Origin of the sequence: Flavobacterium ginsengisoli, from assembly GCF_029625315.1 — a bacterium.
In the GTDB taxonomy this organism is placed as follows: domain Bacteria; phylum Bacteroidota; class Bacteroidia; order Flavobacteriales; family Flavobacteriaceae; genus Flavobacterium; species Flavobacterium ginsengisoli.
In genome coordinates this window covers 5,332,436-5,358,585 of sequence record NZ_CP121110.1, presented here as the reverse complement: position 1 = coordinate 5,358,585, position 26,150 = coordinate 5,332,436, and the positions used below count along the sequence as shown (strand labels likewise).

17 protein-coding genes and 4 pseudogenes are annotated in these 26,150 nt (G+C 31.6%); 15 read left to right on the top strand and 6 right to left on the bottom strand.

Going from position 1 to position 26,150, the window contains the following annotated elements; all coding sequences use genetic code 11:
* The first annotated feature begins 158 nt into the window (after nucleotides 1–158).
* From P5P87_RS25475 to P5P87_RS25435, 9 genes and pseudogenes are all read left to right on the top strand, one after another.
* Entirely contained in the window at nucleotides 159–410 is a 252-nt protein-coding gene (locus tag P5P87_RS25475) for a hypothetical protein (RefSeq protein WP_278021031.1), read from the top strand.
* Between the two features lie 30 nt (nucleotides 411–440).
* The gene (locus tag P5P87_RS25470) at nucleotides 441–890 is read left to right on the top strand and encodes a hypothetical protein (protein WP_278021030.1); all 450 of its coding nucleotides are present in this window, start codon (nucleotides 441–443) and stop codon (nucleotides 888–890) included.
* Nucleotides 891–892: 2 nt separating this feature from the next.
* Nucleotides 893–2,296 (top strand): tetratricopeptide repeat protein, encoded by a 1,404-nt coding sequence (locus tag P5P87_RS25465; protein ID WP_278021029.1) that lies wholly within the window; start codon nucleotides 893–895, stop codon nucleotides 2,294–2,296.
* Nucleotides 2,293–3,126 carry a hypothetical protein gene (locus P5P87_RS25460; RefSeq protein ID WP_278021028.1) on the top strand — a complete coding sequence of 278 codons (834 nt, stop codon included), beginning with the start codon at nucleotides 2,293–2,295 and terminating at the stop codon, nucleotides 3,124–3,126. Before P5P87_RS25465 ends, P5P87_RS25460 begins: the two co-directional genes overlap by 4 nt.
* A 172-nt stretch (nucleotides 3,127–3,298) precedes the next feature.
* Nucleotides 3,299–6,129: pseudogene (gene uvrA / locus P5P87_RS25455) on the top strand (excinuclease ABC subunit UvrA).
* 23 nt (nucleotides 6,130–6,152) lie between these two features.
* Nucleotides 6,153–7,019, top strand: a complete 867-nt coding sequence (locus P5P87_RS25450) for a toxin-antitoxin system YwqK family antitoxin (protein ID WP_278021027.1) — start codon at nucleotides 6,153–6,155, stop codon at nucleotides 7,017–7,019.
* Nucleotides 7,020–7,410: 391 nt separating this feature from the next.
* A pseudogene (locus tag P5P87_RS25445) lies at nucleotides 7,411–8,140 on the top strand (LOG family protein).
* Between the two features lie 289 nt (nucleotides 8,141–8,429).
* Entirely contained in the window at nucleotides 8,430–11,177 is a 2,748-nt protein-coding gene (locus tag P5P87_RS25440; protein WP_278021026.1) for a gluzincin family metallopeptidase, read from the top strand.
* Between the two features lie 191 nt (nucleotides 11,178–11,368).
* Nucleotides 11,369–13,786, top strand: a pseudogene (locus P5P87_RS25435) (alpha-ketoacid dehydrogenase subunit alpha/beta).
* Nucleotides 13,787–13,974: 188 nt separating this feature from the next.
* Here the strand turns inward: P5P87_RS25435 and kdsB are convergent.
* Together kdsB and P5P87_RS25425 are read right to left on the bottom strand one after the other, a co-directional pair.
* A complete protein-coding gene (kdsB, locus tag P5P87_RS25430; RefSeq protein WP_278021025.1) occupies nucleotides 13,975–14,709 on the bottom strand; it encodes a 3-deoxy-manno-octulosonate cytidylyltransferase in 735 nt (244 codons plus the stop codon).
* Between the two features lie 3 nt (nucleotides 14,710–14,712).
* Nucleotides 14,713–15,237 carry a hypothetical protein gene (locus tag P5P87_RS25425; protein WP_278021024.1) on the bottom strand — a complete coding sequence of 175 codons (525 nt, stop codon included), beginning with the start codon at nucleotides 15,235–15,237 and terminating at the stop codon, nucleotides 14,713–14,715.
* 112 nt (nucleotides 15,238–15,349) lie between these two features.
* Between P5P87_RS25425 and P5P87_RS25420 the strand changes: the two genes are divergently transcribed.
* Entirely contained in the window at nucleotides 15,350–16,687 is a 1,338-nt protein-coding gene (locus P5P87_RS25420) for an outer membrane protein assembly factor BamB family protein (protein ID WP_278021023.1), read from the top strand.
* A 74-nt stretch (nucleotides 16,688–16,761) separates the two neighbouring features.
* Here P5P87_RS25420 and ygiD read toward each other — a convergent pair whose 3' ends face one another.
* Nucleotides 16,762–17,592 carry a 4,5-DOPA-extradiol-dioxygenase gene (ygiD, locus tag P5P87_RS25415; protein WP_278021022.1) on the bottom strand — a complete coding sequence of 277 codons (831 nt, stop codon included), beginning with the start codon at nucleotides 17,590–17,592 and terminating at the stop codon, nucleotides 16,762–16,764.
* A 151-nt stretch (nucleotides 17,593–17,743) separates the two neighbouring features.
* Nucleotides 17,744–19,153 (bottom strand): ATP-dependent DNA helicase, encoded by a 1,410-nt coding sequence (locus tag P5P87_RS25410; RefSeq protein WP_198856255.1) that lies wholly within the window; start codon nucleotides 19,151–19,153, stop codon nucleotides 17,744–17,746.
* Nucleotides 19,154–19,433: 280 nt separating this feature from the next.
* On the opposite strand from P5P87_RS25410, the gene P5P87_RS25405 reads away from it, so the two are divergent.
* Together P5P87_RS25405 and P5P87_RS25400 are read left to right on the top strand one after the other, a co-directional pair.
* Entirely contained in the window at nucleotides 19,434–20,255 is an 822-nt protein-coding gene (locus tag P5P87_RS25405; RefSeq protein WP_198856256.1) for a DUF3822 family protein, read from the top strand.
* Nucleotides 20,252–20,861: pseudogene (locus P5P87_RS25400) on the top strand (RsmD family RNA methyltransferase). The gene P5P87_RS25405 and the pseudogene P5P87_RS25400 overlap by 4 nt, the downstream one beginning before the upstream one ends.
* 52 nt (nucleotides 20,862–20,913) lie before the next feature.
* Here the strand turns inward: P5P87_RS25400 and P5P87_RS25395 are convergent.
* Nucleotides 20,914–23,031 carry a TonB-dependent receptor domain-containing protein gene (locus P5P87_RS25395; RefSeq protein WP_278021021.1) on the bottom strand — a complete coding sequence of 706 codons (2,118 nt, stop codon included), beginning with the start codon at nucleotides 23,029–23,031 and terminating at the stop codon, nucleotides 20,914–20,916.
* A gap of 35 nt (nucleotides 23,032–23,066) precedes the next feature.
* A complete protein-coding gene (locus P5P87_RS25390) occupies nucleotides 23,067–23,954 on the bottom strand; it encodes an alpha/beta hydrolase family protein (RefSeq protein ID WP_198856259.1) in 888 nt (295 codons plus the stop codon).
* A 138-nt stretch (nucleotides 23,955–24,092) separates the two neighbouring features.
* On the opposite strand from P5P87_RS25390, the gene P5P87_RS25385 reads away from it, so the two are divergent.
* The 3 genes from P5P87_RS25385 to P5P87_RS25375 are packed head-to-tail and all read left to right on the top strand — an operon-like array spanning nucleotide 24,093 to nucleotide 26,150.
* Entirely contained in the window at nucleotides 24,093–24,341 is a 249-nt protein-coding gene (locus P5P87_RS25385; RefSeq protein ID WP_278021020.1) for a hypothetical protein, read from the top strand.
* Nucleotides 24,342–24,358: 17 nt separating this feature from the next.
* Entirely contained in the window at nucleotides 24,359–25,450 is a 1,092-nt protein-coding gene (locus P5P87_RS25380) for a sensor histidine kinase (protein ID WP_278021019.1), read from the top strand.
* Between the two features lie 10 nt (nucleotides 25,451–25,460).
* On the top strand, nucleotides 25,461–26,150 hold the full coding sequence (locus tag P5P87_RS25375; protein ID WP_198856261.1) for a response regulator transcription factor: 690 nt from the start codon (nucleotides 25,461–25,463) through the stop codon (nucleotides 26,148–26,150).

Sequence of the window (26,150 nt, the reverse complement as noted above, 5' to 3'; positions counted from 1 at the left end):
CACTCTTAAAATTAAAAAAGCACTTGTTATTTGGCAAGTGCTTTTTTGTTTTTATGCCAGAAAGGTGCTTTCATACAATAAAAAGCCCATTAAAGAAGAAAAAAAATTATGCTTTAATGTTCTTCTATTTTTGCGTTTTAACCCTTTAATTTTAAAATATGCCAAATTTTTATTGTGAATACTGTGGTACTAAAACATCAAGCATTTCAAGTTTAACTGCAAGTTCTTGCTCGCGTCATCCTCTTGGTTCTGGAAAAGGAAAACATAAACTTTATGAAGGTTCAGAAAAAACAAAATATAGTCGCAAATACTGCGGTACTTCAACTTCAAGCATTTCAAGCCTAACAGCTAGTTCATGTAGCAGACATCCAGATGGATCTGGAAAAGGAAAACATGCGCCAGCATTGTAAATACCCATTCAATAAATAAAAACTAGCAAGATGGACAAAAATATAAAGATGGAAATACAAGAGGTCGAAATTTTATATGATAAAATAGAACAAGCCTCTGATAAATATTTACAAAAAGCACAAACTTTAAGTGACAATATCCAAGAAATTAAAGGATTGGCTAATGACATCGGAAATATATACCTCGAATCAAAAAAGCTTGACAACGAAAATTTAAGATTAAAGAATGAACTAACCACGATCTTATCTGAATTTAAGCTAAAACAAAGCATAATTATAAATGTATTTTCTGAACGAAGCCGAATTATAGACAAGCATTTTGAAATTATAGATAAAGGCATAAAAGAAAATAATGAGCTCTTGATTTTAGAAGGACTAAAAGGTGCTAGTGATTTTGTTTCTAAAAATCCATTAGAAAATTTTGAATTATTTAATACGGCTTTAACTGACAAAAATACGCCACTAGAATTGGATTTTTAACTATGAAAAAAAAGATACTAATTACAATTGTCGTTATTTCATTATCAGGATGCAAAGAAAAAATTAGCTATAACGAACAAATCAAGAATTACAATGATCTCATTTCAAAAGCAGATAATGAATTTAAAAACAATAAATTTCAAAATGCTGTAACTTTTTCTTCAGAAGCGATAAAAATTACAGACACTCTAAGTAAGGCATTAAAGTTAAGAGCAAATTCATATTTAAAATTAAAGCAATATAAAAATGCTCTTGAAGATTTTGACGAAGTAATTGGTTTAGAAAAAGATAAATCTAAAGCATATTTCAGCCGCGCATTAGTAAATTCGAGCCTCAATGAAATGGATGACTTTAAAGAAGATATTGATCATTATATAGAACATTATCCGAAAGATGTTATAGCTCGCGAAATTAGAGGAGATTATAACCTTATGGAATCCAATCTTGATCAGGCAATTAAAGATTATAATATTTGCATAAATGAATTTCCTAAAAAGTCTGAATACTATTTAAAAAGAGCTAATGCTTATGCTTTAAATGGAAATTTAAATTTAAGTGTAAGTGATTATGAAATGTGTTCATTATTAGATTCTAAAACAAACAAAATTAATGTTACTTATAAAAAAGCGAAAACGTACTTTGAAATTAAAAACTACAAAAAAGCTTTAGAAAATTTTTCTCTTTTGGAAAGTAAAATTAGAAATCCTGAAATTTTGACATTTATTGGAGATTGCTATTTCAATTTAAAGGAATATCAAAAAGCGTCAACATATTACACAAAATATTTGCTTAAAAATCCAAATGATATTACAACTATAGAGAAACGTGCAGAAGCATATAATGCAATAAATGACGAAGTAAATAAAAATAAAGATTATAGTAAAATCGCAATTTTAAAAAACGAAAAAGCCGGTTTCTTTTCTAAATATAGCTGGCTACTATTCTTTGGCCTGATTTACTTTCTTGTAGGCAATCTTTTCACTAGCAAAAAAGAAAATAGATACCGAAACAGCAAATTATCGACTGCTTACCTTAGCTTATTTTTTGGAGGCATATTTGGCGGAAGCTATTTGTTCACGAAAAGAAACTGGATATACTTTTTATTCAGTATCGCTGTATTTACTTTTCTGATAATGAATTCCTTTGCATTTCGCTTTTATCACAACAATATAGACCTATTACTTACAAGTATTTTAAACAACAGTTTAGCTTTAAAAGTAGCTTACTTTATCATTGCACTCCTAATTATTGATCTTTTTGCATTGCCATTTGTTATTTTCAACAATAACGAAAAGCTTTTAAAACTAGTAAACTCCAAAAAAGCCGAAAATAGAAGTTATAGCATAGAATATGTACACAATGAACTTACAAAAAACACTAACATAGTTAAAGAATTAGTATCATGAGCTGGGTCAAAAATATACTTACTCTTGGAAATTACAATCGACTTCAACAAGAAGAAGTTGATTTAAGAAGTTTAAAAAAACACTATACAGCTATAGAATCCAATTATTACATTTTACTTACAGATCGAGAAAATGCATTTCGTTTATTGCAAGAAGAAAGAGAAGAAGTAATTAAGAATATTGCAGCTTTTAAAAATTTATTATCCAAAATCAAAGAAATTTCCAATGAGAAAAAGAATAAGGAGAAAAATGATTTTATCACTCAATTTGATTATAGTTCTTTTATAGCAAATCCTAAGGAATTCTCTATTAATTTTCAAGGAAAAATTGATCAGGTTGGTATGGATATTTTAACTTCTGTTGATAATTCATTTGTACGATTGGAAAAAAGATATAAAAGCAATGAAAAACTAACAAAAGGAGATTTATATGCAGAACTAGGAATTATTGCAATCGAAAGTGTAATCGCTAGTGTTTCTGCTCTTGTAGAATTAAATACGGAAGTAAATGAAAATAGAAAAGAAGTTCAAAAAGCTACAAGACAGATTAATAATGCAATAAAAAAAATGAAAGATACGGCCCCGCAAGTTAATGCCGAAGGCTTTAGAATTGTTGAAATAACAAGAGTTTTAAATAAGCACAATCAAATATTCTCGGAAAAATTTGAAACTATTTTAGACGAATTAAATTTACATTCAAAAAGAGCATCATTTTTTAATTTCATTTTCAACAAGAAAATAGAACCAAGCAACGAAATTAAAAAGAGTTTACACCATCTTATGTTATATGCTTCAGCATACAATTCATTTAATTCTTCTTCCGAAATTTGATTCAGAAAGAATATTGACTAAAAAATTAATTTATACGATGTCTTCGAAGCCATCATCGAAACGCTGACAAATTTAAGTCAGCGTTTTTTGTTACTAATTGTAACATAAAGTTTTGCTATCGAGCACAAAAAGAACAAATCAAAGTGGTAACTTTGCGTTTTTGCTCAAAATTATGTTAGATAAAGACAATACTATTGAAGTTCTTGGTGCAAGAGTTCATAATCTAAAAAATATCGATATATCTATTCCGCGTGAAAAACTGGTTGTAATTACTGGTTTATCAGGTTCGGGAAAATCTTCTTTGGCATTTGATACGATTTATGCCGAAGGACAGCGTCGTTATGTTGAAACTTTTTCAGCTTACGCGAGGCAATTCCTTGGCGGTTTAGAGCGTCCAGACGTTGACAAAATCGACGGACTTTCTCCAGTTATTGCAATTGAACAAAAAACAACCAGTAAAAGTCCGCGTTCTACAGTTGGAACTATTACTGAAATTTACGATTTCTTAAGGCTTTTGTACGCACGTGGTGCAGATGCCTACAGTTATAACACAGGCGAAAAAATGGTTTCGTATTCTGATGAACAGATCAAAGATCTGATTATTCAGGATTACAACGGAAAACGCATTAATATTCTAGCGCCAGTAATTAAAGCTAGAAAAGGGCATTACGTCGAATTATTCCAACAAATTACCAAACAAGGATTCTTAAAAGTTCGTGTAAACGGAGACGTTCAGGATTTGGTTACCGGAATGAAACTGGATCGTTACAAAACACACGATATCGAGATTGTTGTAGATAGAATGGTGATTGAAGACAATCCTGATACGCAAAAAAGATTATCTGAAAGCATCAATACTGCGATGCATCACGGCGAAGATGTCTTGATGATTTTAGATCAGGATTCTAATGAGGTTCGTTATTTCAGTAGAAATTTAATGTGCCCAACAACAGGAATTTCATATCAAAATCCAGAACCGAATTTATTTTCGTTTAACTCTCCAAAAGGAGCTTGTCCGCATTGCAACGGATTGGGAACTGTGCACGAAATCAACGTTAAGAAGATTATTCCAAATCCGAAATTATCTATAAAAGCTGGCGGTTTTGCTCCGCTTGGCGAATACAAATCGTCTTGGATTTTCAAACAATTGGAAACTATTGGAGAAAAATTCGGTTTTAAAATAACCGATCCAATCGAGAAAATTCCCGAAGAAGCAATGCAAATGATTTTGTATGGCGGAAAAGATAAGTTTTCTATCAACTCAAAAGATCTTGGTGTTACAAGAGAATATAAAATCGATTTTGAAGGAATTTCTAATTTCATTAAAAATCAATATGACGAAAGTGCCACAACAAGCATAAAACGCTGGGCAAAAGACTTCATGGACGAAATTAATTGCCCTGTTTGTGATGGTTCACGTCTTAAAAAAGAAGCATTATTTTTTAGGGTAAATGAAAAAAATATCACCGAATTGTGTGATATGGATATTTCAGATTTAACAGCTTGGTTTCAAGATTTAAATAGCCATTTGACAGACAAACAGCTTTTAATTGCATCTGAAGTTGTAAAAGAAATCAAAGACCGTTTGAACTTTTTGATGAATGTTGGTTTGAATTATTTGGCTTTAAGTCGAAGTTCAAAATCCCTTTCTGGTGGTGAAGCGCAACGTATTCGTCTGGCAACTCAAATTGGTTCACAATTGGTTGGAGTTTTATATATTTTGGATGAGCCAAGTATTGGTTTGCATCAAAGAGATAACGAAAAACTGATTCATTCTCTAGAACAATTACGCGATATCGGAAACTCAGTTATTGTGGTGGAACATGACAAAGACATGATCGAAACCGCTGATTATGTAATTGATATTGGACCAAAAGCTGGTAAATATGGAGGAGAAATCATCAGCATAGGAACTCCAAAAGAAACTTTAGCTTCAGACACTATTACCGCTCAATATTTGAATGGTAAAATGAAATTTGACATTCCGAAGAAAAGAAGAAAAGGAAATGGCAAATTCTTGAAATTGACCGAGCAACAGGAAACAACCTTAAAAACGTTTCAATTGAAATTCCGTTAGGTAAGATGACTTGCGTTACAGGAGTTTCTGGAAGCGGAAAATCGACTTTGATTAATGAAACGCTTTACCCTATTTTAAATGCATATTATTTTAATGGCGTAAAAAAACCGCAACCTTACAAAAAGATTGAAGGTTTAGAACATATCGACAAAGTAATTGATATTGACCAAAGTCCGATTGGAAGAACTCCACGTTCAAATCCAGCAACTTATACGGAGGTTTTTACAGAAATTAGAAATCTGTTTACCATGACTTCTGAAAGTATGATTCGTGGATACAAAGCGGGCCGTTTTAGTTTTAACGTAAAAGGCGGACGTTGCGAAACTTGCGAAGGTTCTGGTGTAAGAACAATCGAAATGAACTTCTTACCAGACGTTTATGTAGAATGCGAAACTTGCCAAGGAAAACGTTTTAACAGAGAGACTTTAGAAATTAGATATAAAGGAAAATCAATTTCTGATGTTTTAGATATGACGGTTGATGAAGCGGTTCCGTTTTTTGAAAATATTCCGAAGATTTATAGAAAAATCAAAACCATTCAAGATGTTGGTTTAGGTTATATTACACTTGGTCAGCAAAGCACAACGCTTTCTGGCGGTGAAGCGCAACGTATTAAATTGGCGGGAGAATTATCTAAAAAAGATACTGGAAATACATTTTATATTCTAGACGAACCAACAACAGGTTTACACTTCGAAGACATTCGTGTTTTGATGGAAGTAATCAATAAACTGGTTGATAAAGGAAATACCATTCTAGTAATCGAGCATAATATGGATGTTATAAAACTTGCTGATTATATTATCGATATTGGTCCAGAAGGCGGAAAAGGCGGAGGACAATTGGTTGCCAAAGGTACTCCAGAAGAAGTGGCTCAGAATAAAAAGAGTTATACGGCTAAGTTTTTGAAAAAAGAGTTGGAGTAAAAATTAGCCCCCAATACATCAATATGAAAAAAAATATAGCTTTAATTTTCTTTCTTATATCTACATTGATCTCTTGCAATAAAAAAAACGTCATTGATAAAGAAATAGAAAGTTTAGAAATCAAACCTACGAATTTTACTAATATAGATACGGTATTTTATAAAAATCATAACATAAAATCTTTACGATTAATTACAACGCCAACTGAATATATCGATATATCGTTTTACGAGTCTGGAAAGAAAAAATCAATTGGTCCTGTAAAAAATCATCAGTGTCACGACAAATACATTGATTGGTATGAAAATGGCAAACTTAAATGGACAAGAGAGTACAATTACGGAAATCAAATTGGAAAAAGCATTGAATATGATGAAAATGGAAATTTCAAACAACAATTTGATAATACAACAAACGAATCAACAACTTATTGGAAAAATGGTAAGCCAAAATTAAAATTTATCGAAAATGGCTCGCATTATTATTTCTATCAGAGCGGCAGTTTAAAGGAAAAATTCGACCCAATTAAAAAAGGTGAATATTCCGTTAAATATTATGATGAAAACGGAGGAATTAAATTTTCAGGAAAATACAAACACAATCTATTATACAAGGAAAATAAAAAATTCGACGGAAAAATAATTTGCTATTTCAAGAATGGTAAAATATCACATTTTGAAGAGGTTCTTAATGGAATTCCAGTTGGCAAATTTTATAGTTATTACGGAAATGGAATTTTAAAATTTGAAAGCAAAGTCGAAAACGGAAAAGAGCTTTACCACAAACAATATTACGAAAATGGAAAAATCTATTTTATCCGAGATGCTATCAAAAATACATTTTCTCAATGGGATGAGAATGGAAAAAAAATAGAAGAAAACCTAGATTAAATTGCAACGTCAATCAATTAAGCTATTGTATATGTTTTGTGGATTCTTATAATAATTTAAGAAAATCATTTGATCCAATCAACTGATAATGAATCAAAAAACTAAATTTGATTATTATCACAACATTACTTTTGGATTATAATTACTGCTTTTTGTAACAATTCTAGAAAAAAGCGTTAATTTAGTGTCCGCTTTTTTTTGAAAAATCCATGCTTTTTTAAAGAAAACATGTTTCAATTAAACCAAATCTTTATTTGAAACCAACTGCCCTAGCCCTGATGGGAGCGGCATCCTTTTGTGGCGGGGTTCGCCACAAAAGATATAGCGGACAGCAGGAAATAGCTCCTTCTTCCGATCACATAAAACATAATAATAAATTAAAATACCTAAAATGAGATTAGAAGATTTTGATAATGATGAAGATAAAGTAATTCAGGATCGTTTGAAACAAAGAACGTGGAATGAAATAAAAACCAATGACAGCTGGGCAATTTTTAAGATTATGTCTGAGTTTGTAAATGGTTACGAAGCAATGGGACGTATTGGTCCTTGTGTTTCTATTTTTGGATCGGCGAGAACAAAACCAGAGGATAAATACTATCAATTGGCAGAAAAAATTGCTTATAAAATCAGTAAAGCAGGTTACGGTGTGATTACAGGAGGTGGTCCCGGAATTATGGAAGCTGGAAATAAAGGTGCACATTTAGGTGGTGGAACTTCGGTTGGTTTAAATATTGAGCTTCCATTTGAGCAAGCATTTCAACCCGTATATTGATCATGATAAAAATCTGAATTTCGACTATTTCTTTGTGAGAAAAGTAATGTTCGTAAAATATTCGCAAGGTTTTGTGGTTATGCCTGGAGGTTTTGGAACTTTAGACGAAATGTTTGAAGCCATTACTTTAATTCAAACCAAAAAAATTGGAAAATTCCCGATCATTTTGGTTGGAGTTGAATTCTGGTCTGGATTGATTGAATGGGTTAAAACTGTTTTGGTTGAAAAAATGCATACAGTAAGCCCAGAAGATTTAAATTTATTTAAAATTGTAGACACAGAAGACGAAGTTGTTGAAGCTTTGGATAAATTCTACAAAAAGTACGATTTAAGTCCGAATTTCTAATTTTCGAACCATATAAGTGATATAAGCGTAGCGTTTAAAGCAATCTTTTTAAATGAACTTATATCACTTATATGGTTAAAATATACTGCAAATACGCAAAAATTGAAAGCTGTTTTTTTAAACAGCTTTTTTTATACTATTTTTACAAAAATCCGTAACTTCAATATGTCCGTAACGTAAGTATATCTGATAATTTTTAAGCCATTATTTGAAAGCACTTTATAAAATTATTTGCCTCTTTTTAGCTTTATCATTTTCGATAAAACTAACTGCGCAACATCTCTCTAAGATGGAAGTGGCAGTGAATCTTGAGCTTAAAACACTGAACGTTAAGCAAGATATTACATATCATAATACAACAAATGATACGCTAACTACGATTATTCTAAATGACTGGAACAATGCTTTCGCCGACAAAAACACGCCTTTGGCAAAACGTTTTTCTGATGAATTTTACAAAGGTTTTCATTTAGCTAAAGCTGTCGATAGAGGAAAAACAACAATAATCAATTTAACTGAAACTAATTTTTCGGCTCTAGAATGGGAAAGAAGTGCTCAGAATCCTGATTATATTGTTGTCAAATTGGATCGTAAACTTCTTCCGAACGAAAAAATTGATCTGCACCTTAATTACATTGTAAAAATACCAAACGATAAATTCACTCGTTTTGGTTTTGATCAAAATGGCGGAATGGCACTAAGAAACTGGTTCTTAAGCCCTGCTCGCTTTGAAAATGGTCTTTTTGTAAAATACAACAATTTTAATCTAGATGATATCGCGAATGCAGTGAGCGATTATGAGGTCGAAATTAAAATTCCAAACCAGTATTCTATTACTACCGATTTAAATTCCATTTCAAAAGACACGACCAATCAAACCTATAGCATTTACTCTTTTTCAGGAAGAAACAGAACCGATTTTAGCCTTTATATCGAAAAACAAAATAGCTTTAGAACGTATGATAATGGCTCTTTACTTGTAGAAACTAATCTAAAAAACAAAAAAATAGATGAATTTCAGAGAGCTATTATAATCAACCGAGTGGTTTCTTACGCTGAAAAAGTTATTGGCAAATATCCGAATGAAAAAATAACGGTTTCTCAGATCGATTATGACAGAAATCCGTTTTACGGATTAAATCAGTTGCCTTCATTTATTAGTCCGTTTGAAGACGATTTTATATTTGAAATTCAGTTTTTAAAGACTTTTTTAAATAATTATCTCAAGAATAGTCTTCGTTTAGACCCAAGAAAAGACAATTGGGTTTATGACGCCATACAGATTTATACCATGATGAATTATATGGAAGAACATCATCGTGATGAAAAAATGCTGGGAAAACTGTCTGACATGAAACTCTTTAAAAGTTATAATATTACAAATCTAACTTTTAATGAACAATACAGCTATTACTATATGCTAATGGCTCGTAAAAATTTGGATCAGCCATTGGGAGATCCAAAAAATACGCTAATCAAGTTTAACGAACAAATTGCCAGTAAATACCGCGCTGGTTTAAGTTTGAGTTATCTAGACGATTATCTTAATCACGATATTGTTCCAAAAAGCATCAAAGAATTCTATAACTTGAATCAATTTGGTCAGTCTAATCGTTATGATTTTGAAAAAATTTTAACTCAAAAAAGCTCAAAAAACATAGATTGGTTCTTTAAAACCATTATCGATTCAAGAGATATTATCGATTATAAATTTTCTCATGTTTCGAGAACGGCAGACAGCATAAAGTTTTCTATTAAAAACAAAACTGGAATCTATGCTCCTATTCCGATTTACGGAATTAAAAAGAAAGAAGTTGTTTTTAAAGAGTGGATTGAGCCTAAAACAAAAGATTCTGTTTATGAACTTAGCCGAAAAAATGCAGACAAAATTGTAATTAATTATAACAATGAAGTTCCAGAATACAATCAGAGAAACAACTGGAGATCTTTAAAACATGTTTCGCTGAATCGTCCTTTAAAATTTAATTTTTCAAAAGATTTAGAAGACCCAGATTACAATCAGATTTTATATATCCCAACATTAAATTACAACTATTATGACGGTATAACGCCTGGAGTTCGTTTTCATAATAAGACCATTTTAGACAAACCTTTTAATTTTGATATTAACCCAGCTTATTCAATTAAAGCGGGTACGATTTCTGGTTCATCGGCTTTTTCATGGAATCAGAATTACAGAAACAGCACTTTATATAATGTTCGTTATTCTATCAGTCAAAATTATTATCATTACGCGCCAGATGCCACTTATTTGAAGTTAAATCCGATGGTGCAGTTTCGCATTCGTGAAAAAGATTTTAGAGATAATCGAAAACAATACATTCTAGCACGTCAGGTTATTGTAAATCGTGAAGAGAGTGCTTATATAACAGATAACTCACAACCCAATTATTCTATTTTCAATGCCCGATATGGAAATACTAAAACAGAATTAATTAATCATTTTAGCTTTATGACCGATTTGCAGCTTTCTAGCGGATTCGGAAAAATGTCTGGAGAGGTGGAATATAGAAGGTTATTTGAAAACAATAAAAAGTTAAATTTAAGATTGTATGCAGGAACTTTCTTGTACAACACAACAAATTCAGATTATTTTAGTTTTGGATTAGACCGTCCAACTGATTATTTATTTGACTATAATTTGTTTGGTAGATCTGAAAGCACTGGATTTTTTAGCCAGCAGTATGTTATTGCCGAAGGTGGTTTCAAATCGCAATTAGAACCGGCATACGCCAATCAATGGATAACGACTTTAAATGCCAGTTATGCCATATGGAACTGGGTAGAACTGTATGGAGACATTGGTTTCTTAAAAAACAAGCATCAAAGCGAGTTCTTTGCTTACGATTCAGGAGTACGTTTAAACTTGGTTCCAGACTATTTTGAACTCTATTTTCCAGTTTACTCCAATAATGGATGGGAAATATCACAACCTAAATACAATGAAAAAATACGATTTATAATCACTTTCTCACCAAAAACATTAGTTACTCTTTTCACTCGAAAATGGTTTTAATCAAATGAATTTTAAACAAAAACTTGCGAAATTATCAATAAAATTAAATTTTATATAAAAATCACATAAATAAAATACGTAGTTTTTTGAATTTGAATACAAATAATTAAATTATATTTAGTTTAAAGAATTATGATTATTGATTGTTTTTAAGTAATTTCGCGACATAAATAACATGACCCTACAAGATTATGATAAAAGAAAAAACCAATACTACACTGACATTTGAAGATTTCAAAACTGAGGTATTGAATGACTATACAATTGCTGTAACAAGCCGCGAATGTAGTCTTTTAGGTCGAAAAGAAGTATTAACAGGAAAGGCTAAATTTGGAATTTTTGGCGACGGAAAAGAAGTTCCGCAACTAGCAATGGCAAAAGCTTTTAAAAACGGAGATTTCCGTTCTGGATACTACCGCGACCAAACTTTTATGATGGCTATCGGTGAACTAAATGCAAAACAATTTTTTGCCGGTCTATACGGTCATACCGATTTAGCTTTCGATCCGATGTCTGCGGGAAGACAAATGGGCGGACACTTTGTAACGCATAGTTTAAACGAAGACGGTTCTTGGAAAGACTTAACTAAACAAAAAAATTCGAGTTCAGACATATCGCCAACAGCAGGGCAAATGCCTAGATTATTAGGTTTGGCTCAAGCATCTAAAATATACAGAGAGGTTGACGGAATCACAATTAAAGATAAATTTTCTGTTAATGGAAATGAAGTAGCTTGGGGAACAATTGGTAACGCAAGTACTTCTGAAGGTTTATTTTTTGAAACGATAAACGCTGCGGGAGTTTTACAGGTTCCGATGGTTATGAGTGTTTGGGATGATGAATACGGAATTTCTGTTCATGCTAAACATCAGACTACAAAAGAAAATATTTCTGAAATTTTAAAAGGATACCAACGCGATGAAGATTCTAAAGGTTACGAAATCTTTAGAGTAAAAGGTTGGGATTATGCTGAACTAGTTTCGACATATGAAAGAGCTGGAGCAATTGCACGTGAAGAACATATTCCTGTTTTAATTCATGTAAACGAATTAACACAGCCTCAAGGCCACTCTACTTCTGGTTCTCATGAACGTTACAAAAGTGCAGAAAGATTGGCTTGGGAAAGAGATTTTGACTGTATTCGCCAAATGCGTTTGTGGATGATTGCTATTAATATTGCTTCTCCAGAAGAATTGGCCGAACTTGATTTTCAATTAAAGAAAGAAGTTTTAGAAGCTAAAAAAGAGGCTTGGAACAACTTCATTAATCCAATTATTGATGAACAAAAGAATCTTTTAGCTTTATTGGAGCAAATTGCCGAAGCAAGCATCAACCATAAAGAAAGAATCAAAAAATTAATTTCTGAATTAGCCGCGATTAAAGCACCTTTAAAAAAGGAATTATTAGTTTACGCTAGAAAGATTCTTCGTTTTATTGAGGTTCCAAACAGTAAAGTTCTTTTATCTAATTGGATTACAAATTTCCTAAACGAAACTCAACAAAAATTCAGCAGACAATCAGCATTCTGAATCTGCTCAAAATATATTTTCAGTAGAAAAAGTTCTTCCTAAATATGCAGAAAATGCAAAACCAGATTTAGATGGAAGAATGATTTTGCGTGATAACTTTGATGCTTTATTTGCAAAATATCCTGAAACTTTAATTTTTGGTGAAGATGTAGGAAACATTGGAGACGTAAATCAAGGTTTAGAAGGCATGCAGGAAAAATACGGAGAACTTCGTGTTGCAGATGTCGGAATTCGTGAAGCGACTATTATTGGTCAAGGAATCGGAATGGCTTTAAGAGGTTTACGCCCAATTGCTGAAATTCAGTATTTAGATTATTTACTGTATGCTATTCAGATCATGAGTGACGATTTAGCTACTTTACAATATAGAACGGTTGGAAAACAAAAGGCACCATTAATCATTAGAACTCGTGGTCACCGTTTGGAAGGAATCTGGCATTCTGGTTCTCCTATGGGAATGATTATCAATGCAATTCGCGGAATCCACGTTTTGGTTCCAAGAGACATGACACAGGCAGCTGGTTTTTATAACACTTTGTTAGAATGTGATGAACCTGCTTTGGTTATTGAATGTTTAAATGGATACCGATTAAAAGAAAAAACACCGCTAAACTTTGGTGAATTTAAAACACCAATTGGTGTTGTAGAAACTTTAAGAGAGGGTTCTGATATTACTTTGGTTTCTTACGGTTCAACTTTAAGATTGGTTATGCAAGCTCGCTAATGAATTAGCAGAAAAAGGAATTGAATGTGAAGTTATTGATATTCAATCTTTACTTCCATTTGATGTTAGCAAGGACATTGTAAAAAGTGTCGCCAAAACAAATCGTCTATTAGTAATTGACGAAGATGTTCCTGGTGGAGCTTCAGCATTTATTTTACAGCAGATCTTAGAAGAACAAGATGCATATAAACACCTAGACAGTAAACCACAGACTTTGGCGACAAAAAGCACACAGACCAGCATACGGAACTGATGGTGATTATTTCTCTAAACCTTCAGCTGAAGATATTTACGAAAAAGTTTACGACATGATGCACGAAGTAAATCCTTCTAAATATCCAGCTTTATACCAGTAATTAAGAATTTTAGATACTAAAAACGCTCCAAGATTTTGGAGCGTTTTTTTTACCCAAAGTAAACACACAGTTTTGTCATTTCGACGAAGGAGAAATCTCCGCAATGCAAATCAATCTTTGTCGAGCCACTTACAGAGATTTCTCCTTCGTCGAAATGACAAGATTGTAGATAATGTTACTCAAATTAATTAAAGATCCTTCAGCATAGCTCTCGCTCTCTCCAAATCTTCTGCTGTATCAATCCCAATTCCAACATGCGTTGTTTCAACCATTTTAATGCGTTTTCCGAATTCTAAATATCTTAACTGCTCCAACTTCTCAGAAGCTTCTAAAGATTTCATTGGGAGGCTGTAAAAGTCTAATAAAGCTTGTTTTCTAAAAGCATAAATTCCGATATGCTGAAAGTATCTCACTCCAACATTTTTCTCTCTTGGATACGGAATTACAGAACGCGAAAAATACAAGGCGAACTGTGATTGATCTACCACCACTTTTACATTATTCGGATTATTGATTTCCTCTTCATCTGATATTTCACGCATTAGCGAAGCCAAATCAATCTTTTTGTCTGCATCATTTTTAAAAACCGATAAAACCTGTTCTAATGGTCCCGCTTCTGTAAAAGGCTCGTCACCTTGCACATTCACTACAATATCAACATCCAAATTCGCAACGGCTTCTGCAATTCGATCGCTTCCAGATTCATGTTCTTTTATGCTCATAATAGCTTTTCCGCCATTAGAAACAATTTCGTCAAAAATCAAATCAGAATCGGTTACGACAAAAACATCATCAAACAAATTTGTCGAAACTGCTGCTTCATAAGTTCTCAGGATTACTGTTTTACCTCCCAAATCCTGCATTAACTTAGCAGGAAAACGAGTTGAAGCATATCGTGCCGGAATTACAGCTATTATTTTCATTTTTTAATTATTTATCAATTTTGAATTTATAGATAAAACTTGACCTTTTTTATCTTGCATTTTTTGAATATCGTTTTCTATTACTCGCACCATCTTTTTCGGAAGTCCTTCTATAATATAATCATCTGTATAAAATTCTTTATTATAATACAATTCTCCACCTTCATAACTACTGTCACTAAACGAAAAACAATCTTTTTTTCGATTTTTATACATCTTTACAAATCTTCTTTCAAAATAATATCGATTCAATGGATACTGTTTTATTTCTACTACATTTCCTAGAAAATTTATTTTTTCAACAGTAATTACTTCTTTTTCAGAATCTATTGTAAATTTCAAATTTACTGAAGCAACAAATGCTAATGTACCACAAAGCAAAAAAAATACAAACCAAAAGACCACTGCTAATATCGAACCGCTAAAAGCAGAAAATAAAATTATTAGCAATGCAACAATTGCAAAAAATATAAATTGATCTTTTTTTGATGACTGATAAACTTTGACGTTTTCGTTTACTATTTCCATATCATAACAAATATACTATACATCAAGAGCTTTCTAAAATATATTTATAACATATTTCTTAACGCATTGCATTTTAATATCTTATAATATTTTTACTTTTATAAGAAAAAACATGAAGAAAAACTTTACCTTACTCCTGCTCTATTTCTTTTTAATTTTTACTTCTAATACTTTTTCTCAGAACAAATCGGACATTTTAAATCCATTCTCAAATCGTATTTTTCCTGGAAAGGGATATCAACCTATTCAAGATTTAAAATGGAAATTCAAGACTGAAGGAAAAATCTTTTCTTCTCCAATTGTACAAAACGAAACAGTTTATATTGGTAGCGAAGATGGTTATTTTTATGCTACAGATGAAAAATCTGGAACTCTAAAATGGAAATTTAAAACCAATGGCGCTGTTCATAGCTCAGCAAGCCTTTACAATGACATTGTCTATTTTGGAAGTTTTGATGGACATTATTATGCTGTAAATGCCAAAACAGGAAAAGAAATCTGGCGTTTTAAAACCAAAGGCGAACATTGGTACAGTGAAATCGGAATGTGGGGAATGAAACCAAGCGATTTACTTATGGCTGATTTATGGGATTTTTATCTTTCGACACCTGTTATCTACCTAGACAATAAATCGGCGTTAGCAATTTTCGGAAGTAGTGATGGAAATATATATGCCGTTGACGCTAAAAACGGAAGTTTAAAATGGAATTTCCAGACAAAGGCCGCAATACATAGCACTCCTGTTCTAGATAAAAGTACCGTTTATTTTGGCGGTTGGGATGGTATTTTTTATGCTTTAGACGCAAAAACAGGAAAAGAAAAATGGAAGTTTTCTACCGAAATTAAGACTGGCTTTACAGGAATTCAAGCTTCAGCAGCGGTTTCTGATGGCATAGTCTATTTTGGCGCTAGAGATCCTTATTTCTTTGCACTTAATGCTGCTACAGGAAAAGTAATTTGGAAGTATAATGCTGAAAATTCATGGATCTTAAGTTCTGCCGTTATTAAAAATAATACTGTTTATGTGGGAACCTCAGATACTTATGCTTTATTGGCTTTAGATGCAAAAACAGGAAAAGAAAAATACCGTTTTAAAGGTAACGGATATGTTTACTCTTCTCCTGCAATTGCCGGAAATACGATTTATTTTGGAGATTTTTCTGGAAATTTTTTCGACTTAAATCTCCTTTCTGACGGAAAAGAATCGAATACTATTTCGACAGAAAACAGAAATAAATATGCCGAAAGTATTCTCAATAATAATCTATTAGATTTTGGATTCGTGGCAAAACAAGCTGACTTATCGATTTATTCTGAAAACAAAAGAATAATGGATGAATTTTACAAATTAGGTCCAATTGTCTCTTCTCCATTTATCAATAACAATGTGATTTTTTACGGAAGCGCAGACGGTTATTTATATGCTTATAATTTGAAAAAGGAAAAATAATCTTAACGAATTTCTGCGAAAAAACTTTGCGAATCTTTGTGTTATATCTATTGCACAAAGATTTGTAAAGTAAATTAAACAATCTTTACAGATGTCATACTTAACGAACCTGCTAATAATTTGTCATTAAACAGATCTAATTCATCTTTTTTATCCTTTAAGCCCAAAGTATACAATAACGGGAGATAATGCTCTGGTGTTGGAACTGCTAATTGAACGGCTTTATTTAATTTTTCAAAATCTATTAAAGGCTGAAAATTTCCATCTAACAAATAATTATTTACAATTTCGCGAGCTTCAATTGCCCAATCGTAACCATAATTGTCTTTATCAAAATTTCTGAAATCGACCATTCTAAGATTGTGGACAATATTACCGCTTCCGATAATTAAAACACCTTTGTAGCGAAGCGCCTGCAGTTTTTGAGCCAATTCAAAATGGTATTGCCCCGATTTTGTATAATCAATGCTCAACTGAATTACTGGAACATCTGCATTTGGGTATAAATGCTTGATAACACTCCAAGCTCCATGATCCAACCCCCAATGTTCGTCTAATTCAACCGTGACTGGATTTAGCATCTTTTGCGTTTCAACAGCTAATTCTGGACTCCCTTTTGCGGGATATTGCACATCAAAAAGCGCCTGCGGAAAACCTCCAAAATCATGAATGGTTCTTGGCATTTCCATAGAAGTCACTTTTGTTCCCTTTGTAAACCAATGCGCCGAAACGCATAAAATAGCATTGGGTTGCGGAAGTGTTTTTGCCAAATTACGAAAACCCGTCACAAACTGATTTTCTTCAATAGCATTCATCGGGCTACCGTGGCCTAAAAATAGAACTGGCATTTTATCGGTATTCGAAAACGTTGATGAAATCGAATGTATGTCGTTTAGTGTTGTCATTTTATAAAAGTTTTTTTGCCACAGATTAAAAGGATTAAAAAGATTTTTTAGGCTCGTTTAAACTTTCTCTTGAAGATATTGCAACTCAAACTGATTAATCAATTTAAAATGAATAAAATCTGTGAAAATCCTTTTAATCTGTGGCTAAAATTTACTCTTCAAAACTCTCGTCTTTAAAGCCTATCAAATATAGCTTATTTTTGGCACGTGTCATAGCGGTATAAAGCCATCTAATATAATCAGTATCAATGCCGTTTGGAAGAAATGGCTGTTCAATAAAAACAGTATTCCATTGCCCACCTTGCGATTTATGACACGTTATGGCATAAGAGAATTTAACTTGTAATCCGTTAAAATATTCGTTTTCTTTTACCTTCTGAAATCTCTTGTATTTAGTCGGCTCATCTTCATAATCTTTCATTACTTCTTCGTACAAACGATTTGATTCTTCATAAGTTAAAGAAGGCGATTCGCTAGTTAAAGTATCCAGAATTAAAACCGTTTCAAAAGGTTTTTGCTCTGGATAATCGACCATTCTGATTTTTACTTTCGCAAACTTAAACCCATACAACTCTCTGATTCCGAAAAGTTCTAAAACTTCAATAATATCTCCGTTGGCAATAAATCCAGCTTCATCGGTTTCTTTCAGCCAGAAATAATTGTTTTTTACAACCATTAAAAAGTCACCAACCGAAAGTTCGCTTTCTTTAAATAAAATTCGACTTCTAATTTGCTCATTATATTGATTTGCGCGTTTATTAGAACGGACAATAAAAGCAGTATCTTCAATACTATAATTACTGTATGCTGTATTAATCGCGTCTTGAATGTCGTAACCATCAGTAAGTCGAACGATATCCTTAAACTTCTTTACGTTGAATTTAAATTCTGTTATAAAACTCTCTTTCAGCAATTCACGCAATTCAGTAGCATTGTATAAAATTCCCGAACTTTCTTCCTGACGCATTACTTCGTCCAACTCGATATGTTCAATTTCTTTATCATAATGAATTCCCAAAGTCTGAATGTCAAGCGCTGGACTTATATCTAAATTTACTGGAGGTAACTGTGCTGTATCTCCCAAAAGAATCATTTTGCAATTGTTTCCAGAATAAACATAATTGATCAAATCGTCTAAAAGCGATCCACTGTCTAATGTGCTATCTGAAATCATCGAAGCCTCGTCGACGATAAAAATGGTGTTTTTATGTTTATTTACTTGTTTGGTAAAAGCCACGCCACCGCCAGATGATTTCTTCGGGAAATAGATTTTTTTATGAATTGTAAATGCTGGATTATTTGAATAATTGGCAATTACTTTTGCCGCTCGTCCCGTTGGCGCCAACAAAACATATTTTTTGTTGATATCGCCAAGATTATTAACGATGGTAGAAATAACGGTAGTTTTTCCTGTTCCCGCATATCCTTTTAAAACGAAAATCGTATCGTTTTGAGGTTCGGTTAGGAAGATTGCAATTTTCTGAAAAAAAATATCCTGTTTGTAAGTTGGAGCAAAAGGAAATCGTTTTTGTAAAGTACCGTAAAACTGTGCAGAATTCATAAAGTGATATTGAAATACAAAGTTCGCTTTTTTTAATGGCAAAGGCAATTTCAAAATTCAATAGTAATTGCAATAAATAGCAAAAAACAATCAATTAGCACTCAAACAAAACACAACTAATTAATTTTCAATTAAATAAACCATTTCTTAACCTTGTTTTAAACTGAAATCCAAATTGTTTTTTGAAATTGCAATTATAATTGTTCCTTTTTAATTTGTAAGTTTGTGGTCGCTTAAATTCTTTCTTGATTTAAAACAGGTAACGAATTGTAAATCAACTATGTCATTACAAAATACTAACATTACTTCAAAAAATTACAGGAAACTTTCTATTCAGGTTTCTCTGACTGGATTTTCATATTGCTGTTTTGATACTTTAAATAATATCATTACTTCTTTTAAAGAAATAAAGTTTGATACTACTAACAAAACATCTCGAATTGAAGATTTATTCAATGAAGCTTTCAGAAATAATCCTGAATTAAAAAACAATTACGATGAAGTAATGGTTATTCACAACAATAACCTTTCTACTTTTGTTCCGACTGCTTTGTTTGACGAAAATTATTTAGGAAGTTACTTGCAATATACTTCGAAAGTATTCGAAACAGATCATTTTACTTTTGATCAAATCCCAAATTATCAAATGAATTCGGTTTATATTCCGTTTGTGAACATAAACAATTTTCTAATTGACAATGTAGGCTCTTTTGATTATAAACATGCCAATAGTATTTTGGTCGAAAAAATCTTGGATGGCTCACGAAATAACGACGATAAGAAAATGATCGTCAATTTTAATCCAGGAAATTTCGAAATAATCGTTGTGCAAAATCAAAAACTTTTGCTTTTTAATTCATTCGAATACAATACTCCAGAAGATTTTATCTACTATATTTTATTTACGGCTGAGCAAATGAGTATGAATCCCGAAAGTTTCAAATTAGAACTTTTAGGAACTATTACAGAAAACGATCCGTTTTATGCTATAGCTTACAAATATGTGCGCCATATTTCTTTTATAGACGTTTCAAAACTAAAAGAAAGAAATAGTTTTACAACCGCTCAAAATCAAAAACATTATATCTTATTTCAATCATGAGAATCATTTCAGGAAAATACAAAGGACGCCGAATTTTTCCGCCAAAAAATCTACCTGTAAGGCCAACGACTGACATGAGTAAAGAAGCATTGTTTAATGTTTTGAATAACCATTTTAATTTTGACAGTTTAAAGGTTTTAGATCTTTTTTCGGGAACAGGAAACATCAGTTATGAATTTGCTTCACGCGGAAGCGCACCAATTACGTCTGTAGATGGCGATTTTGGATGCGTTAAATTTATCAAACAAGTTTCTTCGGAATATGATTTTGATATTGCTTGCAACGAAAAGCGATGTTTTTAAATTTTTAGAAAATTCTAAAACAACTTACGATATCATCTTTGCAGATCCGCCTTACGGATTGGATCAGGCTACTTTTGAAAAAATTGTTCTAACCGTTTTCGAAAGAGATTTATTGGAAGATGATGGAATGATGATTATCGAGCATTCAAAATACACCAAATTGGATCATATGAGCAATTTCTCTTTTCAGAAAAGTTACGGCGGTTCTTTTTTTAGTTTCTTCGAACTAAATTCAACCGATGATGATGAAGAATTGCCTCATGATGATATTACTAAAAAAGAAACCGAAGAAGACGAAGGATAGCAATCTTTCCAAAACATAAAAAAATCCCTTGAGAATCAAGGGATTTTTTATTTTATCTTATTCTATTTTCGCTTTCATTTACGCTCTTTTGCTTAAATTCAGAATCTTTTACTTTCCCGAAAGAATAACGAACAGCAATAGAAATTTCGTTTGCATCACCCAAATATCGCACTTTTGAACTAATAGCGTTGATCGTAAATTTTTCGGTATAAATCATATTTTTAAAAAGGTCATTATAGCTCAAAACACAATTCCAGTTTTTGCCAAGTTTCTTTGCCAAAGAAAGATCAAAAATCAGCATCGCACCACGCTCAAAAACGCCTTCTTTTTGTTTGGTAGATCCCCAAAAAGAAAGAACAAATGTGAAATCTTTTGGGAGGTTAAAAGTATTATTGGAATAATAATACAAATACGTCTTGGAAGAATTGAACAAAGCCAAATCATCTTCAATTTTATTGGTTGCAAAAATTAAAGAATTGGTGTTTTCCCAAAATTTATATTTAAAGGGCAATGTAAACTCAATATTATAACCCGATTCTTTTTTAAAGTTTTTTGATGTAAAAGTCATCACATTTGTTTCTTTATCAAATACAAAATCTTGGTAAATAGGATTTTTATTTTCATAAATAGTCAGCTTTACAGATTTGTCATGATATTGAAAAGTAGCTGAAAGCACATCCATAAAAGTTGGCCCTAAATTGATATTGTTTCCATAAATAAAATATGGATTTATGTAGGCTGCAATCATACTTAGCGAAGAATAATTAGGTCTAGAAATACTTTTAGAATAATCCACATTTATACTTTTTACACTGTCTAGCGAAAATGAAAATTGCACTTTCGGAAAAAGATTAGTGTAATTCTTATCGACCAAATCACTACTTTCATTACTATACTTTCCCGTTACATTGGTATTTTCAACTCTTAGTCCTACTGAAAAATTGACTTTTTTAATCTTTCCTGAAAGCTGAGAATACGCTGCAGAGTTTGCTTCTTTAAAATAATACTCAAAAGTTGTACTTTGATTATTTTCATAGTCAAAAACATCGTAATCCGATTTGGATTTGGCGACCAAATAAAGTGCGCCATACTCCCAATTCAAATCGTTTTTAAACTTTTTCTCCAAATCGATTCTTCCAGAAAGAACATCAACATTAAATTTCTGATCGCGATTTTGCGAAAATTCAAAAGCAGTGTCATTAAAATTATTTTGCACTAAACTTAATAAATGCTGATTGTAATTGGAGCCTTGAAAACCAATAAACATCTTGGTATCAATAGCCTTTATTTTCTTTGAATAATTGATGAACGAATTGATAAAATTCTTTGAACTCGAATTTTCGCTAAACGTAAGAATGTTGTTTATTTGATTTTGGTTTTGATTAAAAGTAAACGTATTAATGTCGAAAGTATCGTTTCGCATTTTACCGTTTATATTAACAGACAAATAATCGTCTTCGTTTATTTTATAAAACACACTTCCTCCAAAAACATATTCCTTTACATTAGAATTTGCCGTCACATCATAATTGGAAATTATTGAAGCCTTTGGCATCTCATATTCCAAACTATGATTTTCCCACGGATTTCGTCGATTGTAATTAAAATTAGCTTTCCATTCTATTTTATCTTTTTTAAAACTAGAATTAAAACCTAAATAATTATTGTAGTTTCTTTTAAATGAAGCTACTTCAGAAATTTCAGTTTTAAAACTGTCCTTTTTACTCCATTTTCTAGTAATCAAAATTACGGCACGACCTTCTGCCTCGTATTTAGAAGACGGATTTTTAATGATTTCTATTGTTTTAATATCGGCAACAGATAAAGCATTTAAATCGTTTATGGTTCCTTTTTGACCGTCAATATAAATCAGCGGATTTCCTTTTCCGACAATCGAAATGTTTTCTCGATCGTCGCTTATTTGAACCGATGGAAGTTTTGATAGCAAATCGATCGGATTTGGAATGGTACTGTAAACTGAATTGGCAACATCAACTTTTATATTTCCGTTTAAATTAGTAATCGTTTTTTTCTCCCGACTGATTACAACTTCATTTAATTGATTTGAAATCGAATCTTTAGTTGTTTCATTCTGAGCTTGAGCATTCGCAAAAAATGAAAGGCAAAAAAGTAAAATGCTAATAAGTAGTTTTAATGGCAGATAATTCATTATTGAATTTGATTTTAGGTTTAGAAATTCTTCAATTAGTTAAGAATCCATTTTATGAGATCTTCTCTTTCAACTAAATTCCAAGAATGCGGTTTTTTATTTCCTTTCGAATCAAATCCTCTGTTTGAAGTCTTTATAAATTCTATTTTTTTTGCTCCTAAATTCAATAATGAATCATATGCTTTTTCTAAATGAAAGGCATTCAATTCTTCATAAGTTCTATTTTTGTTAGTCAAATACCAATCTAAATCTGGTTCACAATAGAACCTAATTTTAATATCTTTTAAGTATTCTATATTTTCTTTTGAATTACAAGAAATCAAATATGGAGATGCTTTTTTATAAGGTTCAATATTTGTTCTCGGATTTCCAAGATCATTGTTTAACAGTTGTATTAAATAATTTCCTTCTTCAACCGCTTCTTCACTCACATTTTTTTTCACATCATCTTGTGCGCCAATATAAAGTCTTTCTAAATCTAAAGGAGAATCGACCACAAATAAACCTTTTGGCTGTATTGCATTTTTAGTTTGAATAAGGTAATTAGAAAGCAGAAGCGCCAAATTACCGCCGCTAGAAAAACCACCAATAAAAATGTTTTGTTTTGCTATTTTATTTCGATCAAAAATTGAATTGAGTGCCAACGAGTATTCTTTTTTTTCTGACTCTGATAAATAAAGCTTCATGTTGTAATTCAACAACAATGTGGTTATACCTTCGGCTTTTAAGTTTTTAAGAAATTTAGCTTCGTTTTTAGTATTTTCTATATTGCATGGAAAGCAGGGAAATAAAATTAAAACAGCCTTTTGTTTTGTAGCAATATTTAATTCATATTGCTTCTCTTTTATGATTTCAGTTGCGTGGCAATTCACTAAAAAAAAGAAAGCAAATAATCCTCCTACAAGTCTTTTTGTATGTATCATTTTATGAAATTTGATTTTATGTTGCTCGCAAAAATGCTTTGAAAACATAGTTCTGAAAGTTAATCGTAGGTTAATGCAAGGTTAATCTGCTATTTGTTTCTTAAAAACTGTATTTTTGAGACATCATTTCAAACCAATATGAAGCAAAGAATCAATTTACTAATCGGGTTTTCTGTCGTAGCACTATTTGTGCTTATGACAGTTCAATGCTATTTGGTAAAGACCGCTTACGAGTATAAAGTAGCTCAGTTTCATACGCAGATTAAAAACGAAATTGGCGCAATTACCAATAATTACAGCTACATAGATTCGGCTTTGGTTTCTAGACAAGAGATGCTTTACAAAAGCCTTTCAGAAAAATACATGAAAGGAAAAAAAGCAGACTAGATATTAAAAATGGCGTTTTGAATACTCCATTTCAAAACATAATCACTCAAAAAATCAAGCGAAAACTTGAGAAAGATTTACCCGATTTTAAAATTGATTTTGCCATTGTTCTAAACAAATTTATTCTTTACAAAAACGAACAAGAAACTGATACTATTTTTTCTGAAAAGCCTTTTATACAAAATAAATTGTATGGAAATCTGGCTTCATTAAATCATGCTTTTTTAGTAAGAAGTTATGTTGGAACAACAAATGGCACTTTTGAAAATGAGGAATATAAATTACTGACAGAAGATTCGATGTATGTTTCTGTAATTGATTGGGAAATGATTATTTTAAGAAGAATGACATTTATCCTGATTCTTTCTTTGTTCTCGATTGCAACATTAATTGGTTTGTTTGTAATTGCGATTAGAGCTTTAATTAAACAGAAAAAAGTAAGCGACGTTAAAACTGATTTCATCAATAATATTACGCACGAGCTAAAAACTCCATTGGCAACTTTAGGAATTTCGACAAAAATTTTAGCTCAGAAAAACATTCGTGACAACGATGAAAATTTCAATTCGATTGTAAATACCATTTCGCGCCAAAACAATCGCCTTCAGAATTTGATTGATCAGGTTATGGCAAATTCGTTGGCTGAAAACGAAATTGAATTACAGAAAGAAAAAATAGACGCTGAAGATTTTCTGCTTTCTATTGTAAATGACTTTAAAATTACTTTTCCAAAAATCACTCTTAAAACCAATTTTCAAACAGAGAAAACTATCTTGGTTTTAGATAAATTTCATTTGACAACTGCTTTTTTAAATGTTCTAGAAAATGCTGTAAAATATGGTTCTAACACGATTACAATGAAAACAAAAATTGTCGAAAAACAATTCTCAATCAGTTTTGAAGATGACGGAATTGGCATTGCCAAAAACAAACAAGCGTTTCTTTTTGAGAAATTTTATCGTGTAGAGCAAGGAAACCTTCACAATACAAAAGGCTTAGGTTTAGGATTGTATTATGTTGATCAAATTGTAAAAGCACATCAAGGTTCTGTAAACGTTATTAGCGATTTAGGCAAAGGAACTCAGTTTACTATTTTATTAAAAGTTTAATTCCCATATTTTGAAAAGATTACTCTTAGCCGAAGACGATTTTGACTTTGCGGCGATTTTAAAACAATATTTAGAACTGCATCAGTTTGAAGTAATTTGGGCAGAAAACGGCGAAATAGCTCTGGATTTTTTTAAAAATCAGCCCTTTGACATTTGTATTTTTGATGTAATGATGCCAAAAATGGACGGATTTTCATTGGCTGAAAAGATAATTACTATCAATCCTGAAATTCCATTTATTTTTTTAACAGCGAGAAAGCTAAAAGAAGATAAAATCATTGGTTTAAAACTTGGTGCAGACGACTACATCGCAAAACCTTTCGAAGTTGACGAACTGGTTCTTCGTTTACAGAATATCTTAAAAAGAATTGAACAGAAGAGAAGTTTAGACGGAAATAATATAATCGAAATTGGTTCTTATATTTTTGACAATGAACGTTTAACGCTTAACAATAAAAATCATGTTCAGCAACTAACAGAAATGGAAGCTTCCCTTATTGAATATTTATATCTCAATCATAATCAGTTACTAAAAAGAGATCAAATTTTAATGTCGGTTTGGAAAAAAGACGATTATTTCTCAGGAAGAAGTATGGATGTTTTTATCAGTAGATTGAGAAAATATTTCAATTCAGATCCAAAAATTAAGATTGAAAGTGTTCGAAATATTGGCTTAGAATTCAAAATAGAAAAACCTTGA